At 67.4% G+C, this 13434-nt stretch carries 13 protein-coding genes and 1 pseudogene; 9 read left to right on the forward strand and 5 right to left on the reverse strand.

Going from position 1 to position 13434, the window contains the following annotated elements:
- Positions 1-23: 23 nt before the first annotated feature.
- Entirely contained in the window at positions 24-665 is a 642-nt protein-coding gene (locus tag BLU42_RS16650; protein WP_157720040.1) for a hypothetical protein, read from the reverse strand.
- Between the two features lie 31 nt (positions 666-696).
- Here BLU42_RS16650 and BLU42_RS16655 point away from each other — a divergent pair, with 31 nt between their 5' ends.
- The 9 genes from BLU42_RS16655 to BLU42_RS16700 all read left to right on the forward strand — a co-directional run bounded on the left by BLU42_RS16655 (position 697) and on the right by BLU42_RS16700 (position 10477).
- On the forward strand, positions 697-1956 hold the full coding sequence (locus BLU42_RS16655) for an MFS transporter (RefSeq protein WP_157720041.1): 1260 nt from the start codon (positions 697-699) through the stop codon (positions 1954-1956).
- A gap of 469 nt (positions 1957-2425) precedes the next feature.
- Positions 2426-2677, forward strand: coding sequence for a hypothetical protein (locus BLU42_RS16660; RefSeq protein WP_091076906.1), 252 nt, complete (start codon positions 2426-2428; stop codon positions 2675-2677).
- Positions 2678-3048: 371 nt separating this feature from the next.
- Positions 3049-4017, forward strand: a complete 969-nt coding sequence (locus BLU42_RS20700; RefSeq protein WP_157720042.1) for a YaaC family protein — start codon at positions 3049-3051, stop codon at positions 4015-4017.
- Positions 4018-4883: 866 nt separating this feature from the next.
- Positions 4884-5306, forward strand: coding sequence for an NUDIX hydrolase (locus BLU42_RS16670; protein ID WP_231918221.1), 423 nt, complete (start codon positions 4884-4886; stop codon positions 5304-5306).
- Between the two features lie 717 nt (positions 5307-6023).
- Positions 6024-6332: a hypothetical protein gene (locus BLU42_RS16680; protein WP_157720043.1), complete on the forward strand. Its 309-nt coding sequence runs from the start codon at positions 6024-6026 to the stop codon at positions 6330-6332.
- Between the two features lie 221 nt (positions 6333-6553).
- Positions 6554-6745 carry a hypothetical protein gene (locus tag BLU42_RS20910; RefSeq protein ID WP_091076920.1) on the forward strand — a complete coding sequence of 64 codons (192 nt, stop codon included), beginning with the start codon at positions 6554-6556 and terminating at the stop codon, positions 6743-6745.
- A 500-nt stretch (positions 6746-7245) separates the two neighbouring features.
- A complete protein-coding gene (locus tag BLU42_RS16690) occupies positions 7246-8229 on the forward strand; it encodes an amidase domain-containing protein (RefSeq protein WP_091076923.1) in 984 nt (327 codons plus the stop codon).
- A gap of 282 nt (positions 8230-8511) precedes the next feature.
- Positions 8512-9249, forward strand: coding sequence for a hypothetical protein (locus BLU42_RS16695; RefSeq protein WP_091076927.1), 738 nt, complete (start codon positions 8512-8514; stop codon positions 9247-9249).
- A complete protein-coding gene (locus tag BLU42_RS16700) occupies positions 9242-10477 on the forward strand; it encodes an XRE family transcriptional regulator (RefSeq protein WP_091076930.1) in 1236 nt (411 codons plus the stop codon). The genes BLU42_RS16695 and BLU42_RS16700 overlap by 8 nt, the downstream gene beginning before the upstream one ends.
- On the opposite strand, the gene BLU42_RS16705 is transcribed toward BLU42_RS16700, so the two are convergent.
- The 4 genes and pseudogenes from BLU42_RS16705 to BLU42_RS16715 all read right to left on the reverse strand — a co-directional run.
- Entirely contained in the window at positions 10474-10767 is a 294-nt protein-coding gene (locus BLU42_RS16705; RefSeq protein ID WP_157720045.1) for a P-loop NTPase fold protein, read from the reverse strand. The two genes, BLU42_RS16700 and BLU42_RS16705, sit on opposite strands and share 4 nt — an antisense overlap.
- On the reverse strand, positions 10764-12296 hold the full coding sequence (locus BLU42_RS20710) for a hypothetical protein (protein ID WP_157720046.1): 1533 nt from the start codon (positions 12294-12296) through the stop codon (positions 10764-10766). The genes BLU42_RS16705 and BLU42_RS20710 overlap by 4 nt, the downstream gene beginning before the upstream one ends.
- On the reverse strand, positions 12293-12598 hold the full coding sequence (locus BLU42_RS16710) for a hypothetical protein (RefSeq protein WP_091076938.1): 306 nt from the start codon (positions 12596-12598) through the stop codon (positions 12293-12295). The genes BLU42_RS20710 and BLU42_RS16710 overlap by 4 nt, the downstream gene beginning before the upstream one ends.
- 533 nt (positions 12599-13131) lie before the next feature.
- A pseudogene (locus tag BLU42_RS16715) lies at positions 13132-13431 on the reverse strand (integrase core domain-containing protein); the annotation flags it as partial.
- Positions 13432-13434 lie beyond the last annotated feature (3 nt).

The raw sequence follows: 13434 nt of genomic DNA on the forward strand, positions 1-13434 counted from the left end.
CAGGGTTCTGCTCGAGGCGGGTGTCAGTCTTCGAGGGGTACGGCGGCGAGCATGACGGCGTAGGTGTGGCGCGGCCTGGTGTTGAGGGGCGGAGTGTCGCTGAGCTGCTGAAGGGTGGCGTCGAGCTGGGCGCAGAGCCAGTCGGCTTGCTCGGCGGTGAGCTCGAGGGCGCGGTCCTTGAACAGCAGCGGGTGGCCTCGTCGAGTCCGCTCGGGTGGTTCGTCGGTGCTGGTGATCCTGCCGTCCGCGGTGCGGCTGATGAGCCGGGCGGCCGTGCCGCTGTGCAGGAGGGCGTGGCTGTAGGCGTCGGTGATGCGTCGGTAGATGGGGGCACCGATGCGTCGGGCTTGGTCTTGATGATCGGTGTAGCCGGTGGCGGCGAGCGGCACCCGGTAGGCGTCATGGCTTGACTGGTAGTAGGTGATGGGCCGCCCAGGACGGGCCTCGACGCGGGTGAGCTCGAGCAGGCCGGCGGCGTGCAGGACGCCGACGCGGTAGGCCATCGTCGTGAGGGAGCAGCCTGCCCATGCCGCCGCTCCCGTCGTGGATCGTTCCTCGCCGAGGAAGGGGTAGATGAAGCCCGCGCTACGAGGGTCGGTGAGGAGCCGGGCCTGACGCCGGTCGGTGACCACAGCAACTCGACTACTACGAATCGACTCTGTCATTCGTAGCAGGCTAGTTCCTACCGTGCCCGTCGTGGACGAGACGAAGCCGGTCGCCTCGAGGTCGGTGCTTCTTGAGCGTGACGTCGCGCTATTGACGTCCAGCAGTGTGGTCTCAGCGACCGGCACGGGGGCGATGTTCGTGGCGTTGCCGTTCTACGCCTACGCCACAACCGGCTCCGTGGTGCTGACAGCACTGGTCACGCTCGCGGAGTACGCACCCGCGGTCGGAGTCGCACAGCTGGCCGGGGTCCTGGTCGACCGCTCCGACGCACGACGGGTGCTGGTCGCGGCGAACGCGGCGCTGGGCCTGTGCACGCTGGCCTACCTGCTGCACGACAACTGGTGGTGGCTGACGGTCGTGGCTTTCGTCCGCTCGAGCATCGCCCAGCTCGTGGCGCCGGCCACTCACACGCTGCTCCCAGCGGTAGCTCCGCCAGGCCGACTTACTGAGGTCAATGGAGTGTTGGCGGTCGGCGGCAACGCTGCCCGACTGGCTGGACCTGCGCTGGGCGGTGTCCTCGTTGGAGTCGGCGGACTGGCGTTGGTCGCTGTCGTCGATGCCGCCAGCTTCGTCCTCGCTGCTGGGCTTGTCGTCGTCGTCCGACGAGCGATGAGCACCACTCGGCCGAGGACCGCGGAGGGGGTGGTGCGCCAGTGGGTGCGAGGCTGGGCCGCTGTGCGCGAGCACCCCGTCTTGCGGCCCTTGGTCGTGGTGATGGCGATCATCGGGTTTGGGGAGGGCTTCGTGTCCGCTCTCCTCGCACCGTGGATGTCGCAGGTCGCGGACGGGGGCAGCGCAGCGCTGGGTCTCATGCTCTCGCTGCAGGCCCTCGGCGGGATCCTCGGCGGGCTGTTCGTCGTGCGCTTCGCCGGCCGTTGGCCGGCTCTTCTTCTCATCGGTGCCGGCGCGCTGGGCAGCGGCGTCCTCTTGGTGGTGATGCTGAACTATCCGCTCGTCGCGCCAGCCGGCCCGTGGCCGGCGATCGTGCTCAATGCGATCGCCGGGTTCCCGTTCGCCGTCTACGCCACAGCGCAGGCCGTCGCGGTCCAGACCCACTCCGTCGATGGGCAGCGTGGCCGCATCGTCAGCGCGACCTACGGCATCCAAGGCATCGCCCAGCTCGCCGGGATCAGCCTCGCTGGACCAGCCGCCGCGCTGCTCGGCCCGTTGATCATCAACGTCGATACCGGCGCCTACCTCCTCGCCGGTGCACTCGCCCTACAAACGCTTCGCAGCCTTCACCGAAGCCCTACCGGGAGACCGGCGGGCGTCGCACAGGAAGGGGGTTGAGCGCAGCGTGTGCGACATCGACCGCTCGTGCCCGTTAGCCGGTCGGCCCACGGCGCTCGGTTTCGCTGACGTGGCGTGCGACTTTTCCATGTGACCCCTTCCCCTGCGACTAGCGACGAAGCTGACGAGCCCCTGTGGGTTGGGCGGGTTGACCGATCGTGGGAGCACGGGACCTCGGAGACCGTCGCTTGGATTCAGCGAGGGTTTCGCAAGCGGTTTGGTACTGACCTGATACCCCGTCCTTGTTGCCGACCAGAGCTATAGCCCCTAGCGTCGAACCCTCGTGATCGGCACCAAGGGAGGCAGGTCGGCGATGTGGTCTAAGTGGACGCCGCCCGTCGCCGCCGTGCTGGGCGGTGCTGCTCTCGCTGCGACGCTCGGCGTCGGTGCAGCGGGTACGCCTGAACCGGCACCTGCTGCCGCCCCGGCCACCGCTCCATCTCCCGCTCCCGCTCCTCGTGGGTCTGGCGTGAACTCTCACGGCCTGTCCTACGGCTCCAGCGCCGACGGCGATCCCGACCTCGTCCGAGTGCTCGGCCCGACCGGGATCACCGGGTTCGTCTACAAGACCGACCTGAACGGCCCCGAGGCGACAACGCGTGAGGAAGCCGCCGCTCAAGAGCAAGCTCAGCATGCTGGGCGGACCATCCCCGTCTACGACGTCGAAGGCACCACTCTGATCGACACCTTCTTCGTTGGGGGCATCGACAGCACCAGCTAGAGGTGTTGCCGGTAACCGGTCGGCCCGCGGCGAGGGGCGGCGCCCGCAGGACGGACGTCGTGCGGTGACGCGCTGCCGCACGAGGGGTCGTCGCTCTACCCGCACGGCGACGTGCCTGGAAGAATTGCTTCGGCGCAACCCTCGACCTGCCCAGCCAGAGCGTGCGCCGTATCGGTGCTCTGGAGTGCACTCGCTCGGCGAGCTCGAGGCGCGTGCAGCCGAGCATTCGTTGAAGACCGCGGAAGGGTTGGCGATTTTCGTTGGGAACGACCTGGGGTTTCGGGCCGGGGCCTTCATTGGAGCGTGCGCCTCGGTCCTGGTCGCATTTGCGTTCACTGCGACACAATCCGCCGGGGCGTGCCGTGAATGGGATGCGGAAGGCCGACTTCAACGCAGCCCTCGAACAGGGCCAGCAGCTGGCAGCGGCCGCCGCGTCGGTAGGACCGGAAACTAGTCCGCTCCTAGCGTTCTACGCACTTGTACAGATCGGCAGGGCCGTCGCCGCCGCTTCTGTCCGGCTCACCAACAGTGAGTGGCAGGGTTCCGGCCACGGCCTTGCCTGTCCGGATCTGGACGGGGTTGCAGACCGGGGGATCGCAACGCTCACTCTGCAGGGATCGACTGGGTCTAACAGCCACTACATCGCAGCTCGCGCGCTCGACGGACCTCCGCTCCTTAGCCCGACCACATTCGGCGTGCTCTGGTCGTTGCTGCAGCTCGACGAAGTCGTTCTGCCCGGTAGCGGACCGTCAGCGGACGTACTGCAGGTGCGGGCGGTGGGCGGATGGACCGGCAACAGCGACCCCGACGCGAGGATCTACCCGATCCTCGAGGGAGCCCCTCGCCGACCTGGTGCACGGTCCGCTCGACGAGCTGCCGAGCGCCTTCCCTGGACGCCTGAGTTGGAACGTACATACCCGAGGATCGCCTCGTTACGGGTTGAGGACGACAGGCCGTACGTCCAGTACAGCCTGAGAGGCGAGCTGCTGAGGCAGGACGCAGTCCTGCAGGTAGCCCTGCGCGAAGACATCAGCAGCACCGAGGCTTTCAGAAGAGTCACGTCGACCTATCGCGGCTACAGCTACGTACTTCCGGCCATAGATGAGTCCGGCACCCAAGCACACCCCTTCCTCGTCTGGTGGGAGGTTCTATACGCCCTCTCCCGCCTGGCTCGCTACAAGCCACGCGAGTGGCTACGACTCATCGATGTCAGCCGGCACCCCGACGCCGCCGCCATCGAGCTCGGACTACTCACCGTCATCACCTCTATGCCCGAGATAGCCTTCGACGCGTTGAGCCGAGCGGCTGACGAGGACATCACTCGTCCTGCTAGCGGCTAGTAAGTCGCCCAGAGCTGCTGCGCTCGTCGCAGCGTCTCCTAGGACAAACTCCTCGTGACGTCACGACTTGTGAGTGGTGAAGCGCGACGAGTGACAGAACGGCCGGTGACGAGAGTGCCCGCTCGACGGTCGGTCTACGTGCTCGTCACATGAAACCGTCAGCGCTACCCGGAGACTGTGAGCGGTGAGACACTTCGCCGCATGAGCCGCAGGCCGGGCCAACCGATACGTACAGCAGCCACGCTTGATCGCATCGCGATCTGGGTCGGCGGAGGCTGTGCAGCCGCAGGAGCTGCGGGCGGCTTCTTCGTGGGCTTCACATACACCCTTGATCAGAGCGATCCCGCTCTCGCTCCGTTTTCCGGAGCGCTTGGTCTGCTCGTTGGGGCCTTGCTTGGACTGCTCAATGCGATCGTGCCCGTGGTCGTGCTGGCGGTCGTGCAGGCACGGCCTTGGGCCGCAGCGACGGCAGTGCGAGCGACGCTCGCTGGTGTTTCGGCAGCGGTGCCAGTAGGCGCATTGACCCTTGGATCGGGCGGGAGTCTTCCCTGGCTGATCTTGTGTGTCGTAGTGCTAGCTGCGCCGGCCTTTGTCGCCACGCTTTGCCTCGATTGGCGTACAACGGTGATTTCCCGAGCCAAGTCCGCACGAGCAGCTGCGTAGCGGAACGACGGAGAACGGTCGGCTCGCGAGCTCCGCTCGACGGTCTTCCAGCGGCGACCGTCAGCTTTTCCTCAACGAGGATGGGTGCGGATGCTCTTAGACCCACCGGTGCGGCTCGACGTCGGCTGTCCCGCAGGACGATGGTCCTGCGGTCGCGAACTTCGAGCACCACGGTGAATCAGCCTCGGTGGTCTACTGCATCGGTGACGGAAACGATCGCGATCGTGGCGCTGATCGAAGACGGACGCCTGATGCTCGGTCACCGCCGTCCCGCGAGACGTTGGTACCCCGACTGCTGGGACCTCTTCGGCGGACACGTCGAACCCGGTGAGTCACCCGAACAGGCGGCACGGCGAGAGTGCCGTGAGGAGATCGGCGTCGAGGTGCTCGACCTGCACCCCATCGAGGCCACTCTTGACGACCCCGCGATCGTCGCTCACGCTTTCCTGGCCAGACGCTGGGTTGGAGAGCCGGTGAACGCGGAACCGGACGAGCACGATGCTGTGAGCTGGTTCACCGCCGCCGAGCTGCCGCGGCTGCGCCTCGCTCAGCCCTCTTACCTCCAGTGGCTCGCCGGCTTACTCGAAAGAGAGTCACCGCCCAAGGGGACCTGGGCGGAGCAGTAGCTCCCTCGCGTACGAGACGTAGCCTCACGGCCTTCTTCTCACTGGACGGTCCGCTTGCGGGCAACCCCGTACGAAGACGAGGCTGCTCGCGCCACGCTTTGCTGGCCGGCGATCGTCTCTCAGGAAGAGTGGCGCCTGCCTCAAGGAACTAGTGGAGTGTCAGGCGCGCCCTCTGCTTCGATCCTCACCTCGTCGCCGCGTCGTCTCAGCGTCGGCGCGGGACCGGACCTAAGCCGCTTCACCCAGGTGGCGCGGTAGCGGAAGCTGTCTTGCCGGGCGGCCTCGAACTCGAACTCAACCACGTCACGGCTGCGAGCTCGCGGTAGCCCGTTACCTCGATCGCTGAGTAATGGACCCAAGCATCAGCTCCGTAGGGCAGGGCTTCGGAGGCGATTGCGCCCCAGCCCTTCTCCACCTTGTAGAACTTCACGATCCCAATGACCACGAACTGACCCAACCACCTCGGGGACTGGCAACGTCGTCAGGCTGCCGGACGGCTCGCAACCGGCCCACGGCCTGCCCGCTCGGCGGACAGTCCCGCGGACATGGGAACGTCTCGCGGGACGGTCGGCTTGCGGACAGTCCAGATGCTGCCTCTTCTTGGTCCGTCGACCCCCCACACTTGGCGGTATGGCGCAGGCACGAGGGGTAGGGCAACGGCGGAGTCTGGCTGCTGCCTCCGTCGCCGTCCTTCCGTTCGGCCTTGCCGTCCTTTGCATGTCCATTGCCGCTCTGGAGTCGGACGCGGTCTTCGTAGCTCTGCTCGGTCTTGGAGCGGTCGGCTCGGGGATCTTGGACCGCATCGGCAATGACGTGACTGAGGGCTGGGAGAAGGCGTACCCGCCACGTCGGGACCTCGGGCTGTTGTTGTGGTTGTTCGATGAGTGGGGTCACCGACCGATCAGGTTCGCGGCTCGGCGGCTGGGTATGCCCGCTCGTCCCTGGGTGGCCGCTCATTACGCCTCGGTAGGGGTCCTGGTGGCCGGGCTCGTCGTCCTGTTGATCCGCATCGTCGTGCAGCGGTAGCCGTAGGACGGTCGGCTTCCGGGCACGACCATGCTTCGCAGGACGGACGGGTTGCGGGCACCGCAGAAGTTGAAGCGCAACGGCTACGTCGAGGAGGACGCCGTCGAGATCGCCATCACCGCGCGTGGCCTCGACCGGGTCGCCGCGGTGCCTGCGACCCCAGTGAGCATCGGAAAGTCTGCCAGAGATGTGGCGCTCGTTGCTGAGATCGGTGCCTGGCAATGCTCGACGAGCTGGTCGCCGTTCATCCCGCGGTCATGTCGAAGGATGAGCGCGCCGCGGCCGTGAGCATGACGCAACCGGTGGCACTTTCCAGGCCGCATATCAGCATCCTGAGGCGCAACGCCCTGGGGTGGTCGACCGCTCGAGGTGTCTGCGTCGCCCACCTTTTCCTCGGGATTGCCACGCGCTGACTCGGAGGCCGAGCGAAGAGATCGGTCAGACACACCTTGGGCTAGAGACCAAAGAGGCCGAGAGCGTAAAGCCCTCGGCCTGATGGTGGCACTAGCCGCTACCACACGGCTGGCGCCGAAGTCCCCTCCAGCACCGCAAACCCTCGGACCGGCTTGACGCCGTAGATACGTCCTTGGGAACGCCACTGAAACGGGCACCCGGTAAGCAATGCCATCCAACGGAGAGTCCGATGGCACATCGACCAACCTACGGCGGTACGCCGAGGCGGTCAATGACCCAAATCTAGCCCGTCTCGCCAGAACTCGCGGTTGATTGACACGAGCCGGAAGGGACGGGACTATCTGCTCAGAGGCCGGAGCGACTTGCCGAGGTCTCAGCCCCAGGAAGCCTCCGAGCCGTCTACCACCGGCACTGACGAGGACCTTCCGAAGGCGCCCGGTAGGGGATTGTCCAGGTCCGCGATGCGGCCTGGACGTCTCCCTTGTGCAAGGAGAGTCCGTTGTTCCACACCCGAAACCACGGTCGCCTGACCGTTCTCGCACGCTCGCTCGGGGTCGGCCTGGTCGCCTGCCTCAGCCTCCTGGCCGTCGCTCGGCCGGCGTCGGCCGACACGACCGTCACGGTCGACTGGACGAAGATCGGGATCTACCCGCGCGCCTCCGCCTCTATGGACTCCGCCCACGTGGGCGACGCGCTGTCCGACGGCGCGTCGGTGGACGTGGTCTGCGAGGACAAGGGCCAGTCCGTCAGCAACGGGGCCCAGGAGATCGACATCTGGGACAAGCTCTCGGACGGGACCTGGCTGCCCAACGCCTTCCTGAAGACCGGAAGCACGTCTTGGACCCCTGGCATCCCCCGCTGCGACGGCGGCGACGAAGTCGACGGCGCGGGGTCCAGTACGGCCGACGGTGCGAACCTGCAGTACAACCGCTCCGCGGCGGCGAGCTGGGCGCTGGCGCACGCCAAAGATGCACCGGGCCTGCTGGACGCGTCCGGGTGCACCTGGTTCGTCAGCAAGGCGCTTTGGCGCGGCGGCTTCCCGACGGACCAGACCTGGACGCCTGAGGGGTCGCACAGAAGCACGGTCCGGACCACTCCCGGTTCGCTCGCAGCCTGGGCGGCTCCCGAGTTCCTGGTCTACATCCAGTCGCACTACGACGTGGTCGCCACACCGCTCGACTTCGGGACGAACAGCGTCCCCGAGGCTGAGGTCGGCGACTTCATCGCCTACGACTGGGAGGGCGACGGCCAGGTTGACCACCTCTCGTTCATCACGAACATCGCTTCGGACCAATACCCCGAGGTTTCGGAGTGGGGCACCGGCTACACCATCAACAGGAACATCCCGGGACCGGCCAGCTACACCAAGCGCGGCTGGACGTACTCCGAGAACGACCACGGCTGGTTCCAGGCCGTCGGCCACGAGAACATCAAGGCGACCCTCTACCACTTCCAAGGCGGCTACTTCAGCCCGGAGTTCTAGTCGGCAAACCTGCTCGACTACGAGGCCCGGTCGTCCCCGGCAGGGGATGACCGGGCCCTACGCACTGCTTCGACTAATCGGCAAAGGACCTGGTCGCTGGCCCGTGGAGCGGCTCGCCGGGGGCGAGCGGCATCGCTGACAGGGCCGCCGGCGTACGCTCGGTGGCGCGCACCGCCCCTCGTCGGGTCCGCCGTGACGGGCAGCCGACACGCGGAAGTGAGCGAAGCGCGTGCAGATGTAAAGCCGCCGCGTATAGTCCTCGCTATCGATGAAAGGACCGTAATGGCGACAACCGCAGCACCCCCTGAGCCCGAGGGCCCGCGCAACGAGCACGACCTCGGGCAGCAGATCGTCCAGGTGATGCTGGAGATCCACGAGGACTACGCCGACGCCCAGAGCCGCTCTGGCAGCAAGCACCAGCGCGTCTACGGCCAGATCTTCGCCGACCTGCCCGACCGCCTCCGTGCCGGACTCCTGGCCCGTCGCGACGACGTCGACCTCCGCAAGGTCGGGCACGCCGGCTACCAGGTCCCGGTCATCGACGGTGCGCTCTACTTCCCGTGGCGGCCGCCGGGCGGCGCGAAGCCGGAGGACGTCCAGTTCGGCGGGTCGACCACCCGCGAAGGCCTGTGGCGCGTGCGCCGTGAGTCCGACGTGCTGCCCCTCTTCGACGACCGGGACGACGACCTCGTCCTCGACCGGCCCGCCGACGCCGACGACACCGAGCGGCTCGCGGCCCTGCTGGCCGCGGCGGGTGAGCACCTGCGTGTCGTCATCGTCGCCATGACATCCAGCTCGCACCAGGTCGACCGCATCGAGTGGGGCTCCGCGACGCTCAACCCCGACGGGATGCTCGTGTGGGAGCCCGAGCTGCTGTGGGACGGCAGCACGCGTCCGACACCGGCCAGCACCGACGCCCCGTCCTTCGCCTCTGGCGAGGCACCGCGGCCCGCTGTCAGCCCGAAGATCCGCCCCGAGGAGGAGGGCGGCACAGCAGCAGGACCCGCCTCCGATGCGTGACCGGGAACGCCGCACGGGAGGTGAGCGCGAGGGTACCAAGCGGCCACAGCTGAGCCTGTTCGTCGACGAGTCCGGGTCGACCGGGCTCGACCTCGGCGACATCGCGTCCCTCTTCCTGCCTGCCCGGCTCACTCAGGCGCGTGTGCTCGCTGGGCTGACGAAGCGCGAGGTCGCAGACCGGGTCGGCGTCAGCGCGCAGGCCGTCGGCCAGTGGGAGGCCGGTCTGAGCACCCCGCGGCCGGAGAACCTCGCCGACCTCGCCAGGTCCCTCCGCGTCGACGCACCCTTCTTCGCCTCCGGCCGTCCGCACAAGCGGCTCGATACGGCGGACGCGCACTTCCGCTCCCTGCGGTCCATGCGCGCGTCCGACCGAGCGCGTGCGCTGGCGACCGTCGAGCAGGTGTGGGAGCTGACCTGCGCCATGGAGAACTACGTCCAGCTGCCCCAGCCCAACCTTCCTGAGGTGGCTCCGGGCAGCTCGCCGGCCGACGCAGCCAGACTTGTGCGTTCTCACTGGGACCAGCAGCGAGGCCCGTTCCGGCACTTCATCGCGACCGCCGAGTCGAACGGCGTGGTCGTCGTGCACGCCGACCTCGACTACATCGAGCGGGTCGACGCCTTTTCCGCCGTCGTCGCCGGACGCCCCATCATCGTCACCACGCAGCGGCGCTCGCGGAACGTGTTCGACCACCGGTTCTCCTCTGCCCACGAGCTCGGGCACCTGCTGCTTCACTCCGACGAAGATCCAGACGAAGCCGCGCTCACCGCTCTCGTGCACACCCGCGAGCAGGAGGCTGACGCGTTCGCCGCCGAGCTGCTCACCCCCGCGGCGGAGCTCCGCTCGCTCCTACCGGAGCGGATGGACCTCGCAGCGCTCGACCGGCTCTCGCGGGAGTGGGGTGTGGAGGTCAAGTCGCTGGTACGGCGCATGTCGGAGCTGCGGGTCGTCTCAGACGCGACCGTTCGACGCGCGTACGTGAAGCTGGCCAGCACGAAGGACCTGCGACCAACCGAGGCGGTGCATGCGTACGCCGGGGAGCGGCCCCAGATGCTGACAGAGGCGGTCCGGGTTGCGGAGTCGGTGGGACACGGCCGGGTCGCGCTGGCACACCAGCTGCGCTGGCCTGCCCGGCGCATCGACGACCTCCTCGGCGAGGGTGACCCCCGGCCGGCGCTGAGCCTCGCCCCGGAGCCCGACACGACCCGATCGTCCAGCACCGGGCCTTAACTTAGGACTTGGCCGGCGAGGCCCCTGAATCTATTGCTGCCGGCTCCCGAGAACAGCCAGGGGTTGAACTCGACGACGCTGAGGACGTTGGGGTCGTCTCGCAGCCGAGCCGCCGTGAGGTTCATCAGAGATGTCTTGCCGCTGCCCCACGGGCCGGTGATGGCGACCACGGCACCTTGTCGGGCGTCGAGTGCAGCGACTTCGGCTGCGAGGACCTCGGCAAGCGTTTCGCGGCCAAGAAGGTCGTCTTCGGTCTGGGCGATCGGATCGTCACCGAACGGCAGTCTCACTGGCGGTTCCTCTCGCCTTCTGCGTGCTCGTCGGTGTCGAGCGCCGACTCCTTGATGCGGAAGATCGGTGATGCTTCGACGCCAGCGCGGATGATCGGGTTGTCGTCGGTCTGCTGTTTCGACAAGGCCCAGCCAAGGTTCGCGTCCGCTGTACCCATGGTGATGTTGGCGGCCAGGAACGTGGCTGTCTCCTTGCCGAGACGGACGATCGTCTCGAGCTCCTCAACCGAGACCGCACGAGTCGGGAGACGCTTGGACTTCGTGTACCAAGGCTGGTGCAGCGGCGAGCCGGCGAGGTAGAAGTCCTCGAGGGTGACCACGATGCCGACGATCGGCCGGTCGGCGGGGATGTGCTGGAACTCGGGCCGCCGGGACATGATGAGGTCGTAGGTGCGGTCGAGCTGCTTGTGCGCCTTGTCGAACGCCTTCTGCATGGCGGCTGCTGCGCCTGCCGCGCCGGACCGGAACGGCTGGGTGGGTCGGGCGAGCTTGGCCTCGACCAGGAGCACGAGGTCGGGGAAGACGAGGACCCAGTCGATCGACTTGTCGTTGCCGGGTCCGTACTGGATTTCCGGGTGCAGGGTTGCGCCGGGCACGAGCGCGAGGTGGCGACCGACGTAGGCCTCGAACAGCGTGCCGAGGTCGCGCGTGAAGGCCTCCCCCCAGCGGCGAAGCCCGGTGAAGTAGAGCCCGCCCGGCGTCGACTTCCCGAGCACGAAGTCGGGCACCGGCATCAGCAAGTCCGGCCCGAGGCCTGCAACGACCGGGAACTCGACCAACGGGTTGAACGTGAACCGCCGGTCGACGCCCGGCCGTTCGCGGTCGCGCTGCCGGTAGCTGGAGGCGGGCGCCGACAAGAACTCGGTGAGCATGCGTCGGGTGATGGCGGGGTCGAAGACGTCGCGCACCAGCTGCGGGAACTCGGGGTTTTCGACCCAGATGGGGTTGAACCTGCCGCTGTTGGGCTTCGCGGCCGCAGCCAGCAGCTGGGTGACGCCGATGTAGTCCGCGAGGTTGCATCCCAGCAACTCCTGCTGCCAGCCGCTGCGCATGACCTCTGCGGGACGTTGGTCGGGGAAGGGCGTCTGCTCGAACAGCGCGAGGCTGCGTCCGATGAAGGCGCCGGGTGGACGCTGGTGCGGGAACTGATAGAACGCCAGCTGCAGCATCGTGTTGGCGGCAGCGTCAGGATCGGGGTCCTTTTCGGTGAGCCCTCGGTGGCCCAGCCCGTTGTGCATGATCAGGCAGCGGAGCAGGTCGTCGCGAGAGGGCACCGCCGATCGGTGCTCGTTGCCGAAGGCCAGGCTGACTCGGGCGATGTCGGCCAGACCCCAGGGGGTGACGAGGCTGTTCTTGGCGTAGTCCTGCTGGTTGAAGGCGCACTCGGGTGCGACGGTCGCGACCAGGTCGACCAGCTTCGAGGGCGGGAAGCGCCGCACGAAGCTCACGTAGTCGTCGTCGGTGAATTCCTTCTCAGCCGCACGGGGGTCAAGCTGCGCCCGCGCGACTGTGGACCAGCGGACGTTCATAGTTCGGCCGGGCGAGCCGCGGAAAATCGCAGGTCCAGCAGGACCGGTTCGTCGCGCTGCTGACCAGGCTCGGTCCGATTGGGCGAGCTGACGTACTGCCTGATGCGGCACACGTCGGACACGCGCATTAAGGCATGTCCATCGAAACCGGGGTCGCACTTAATCGCCAGGAGCAGCCACTTCGAGCCGCGCGCCACGATCGAGCCATTCAACCGTTCCCAGCCTCTGCGTCGCGTCTCCATGACGAGCCGTCCGTCGGCGACGGGCTGGTCGATCCGCTCACCGATGCGGGCAGCTGACACACCGGCGACTCTACGGTCCCCTGGCGGACCGCGAAGGCATCTGCGTCCTCCGCGCGACAGCTGCTCTGAGTGCACCGCAGGAGGGTCGGCTTGCGTGCTCCGCTCGACGGTCCGCTTGCGTGCTCTCAGTAGTAGTACGGCTGAGGCTGCCCGGGGTCAGCATCAACAAGGTCGAGGGTCGGATCGACGAGCAGTTGACTATGGCCGGGGGCGCTGGCGTCAAGTCCGGTCCAGTGCGGATCGACATCGTTGAGGGAAGCACCAGCTGTGGCTCGCCGGCCAGGCGATGGCCAGGGGGCTCGAAGGCCGCCCTGGCCCAGGCCCATCTCTCATGTGCAGAGAGCGTCGAGTAGCCCTTCCATGAATGTGTAACTGCGGTCAGAAGCTTGAGGATCTTGCATTGCCTGGCAGACCGATCGGTGACAGTCCCGAGCGTCCGAACGTCGGTGAGCCTTGTGGCGATCAACGGTCGCACGTCCTGTCCTGTCGGTCGGGACTGCTGCAGGTCTGGTTGACACTCGGGTTGTGGTGGTTCAGCCCGCGTTAGCGGCCTGGTAGATGGTCTCAAACTCGATCGGGGTGAGTCGGCCGAGGCGTCGCTGGCGGCGTCGTCGGTGGTAGGTCCGTTCGATCCAGGTCACGATCGCGAGGCGTAGTTGCTGGCGGGTGGCCCAGCGGCGGGTGTTGAGGACGTTCTTCTGCAGCAGCGCGAAGAAGCTTTCCATCGCCGCGTTGTCGCCGGCGGCGCCGACCCGGCCCATCGAGCCCTCGAGGCCGAGCGCGTTGAGGGCGGCGACGAACTTCCGCGACCGGAACTGGCTGCCTCTGATGCTCTC

Origin of the sequence: Microlunatus sagamiharensis (assembly GCF_900105785.1) — a bacterium.
Taxonomy (GTDB): domain Bacteria; phylum Actinomycetota; class Actinomycetes; order Propionibacteriales; family Propionibacteriaceae; genus Microlunatus; species Microlunatus sagamiharensis.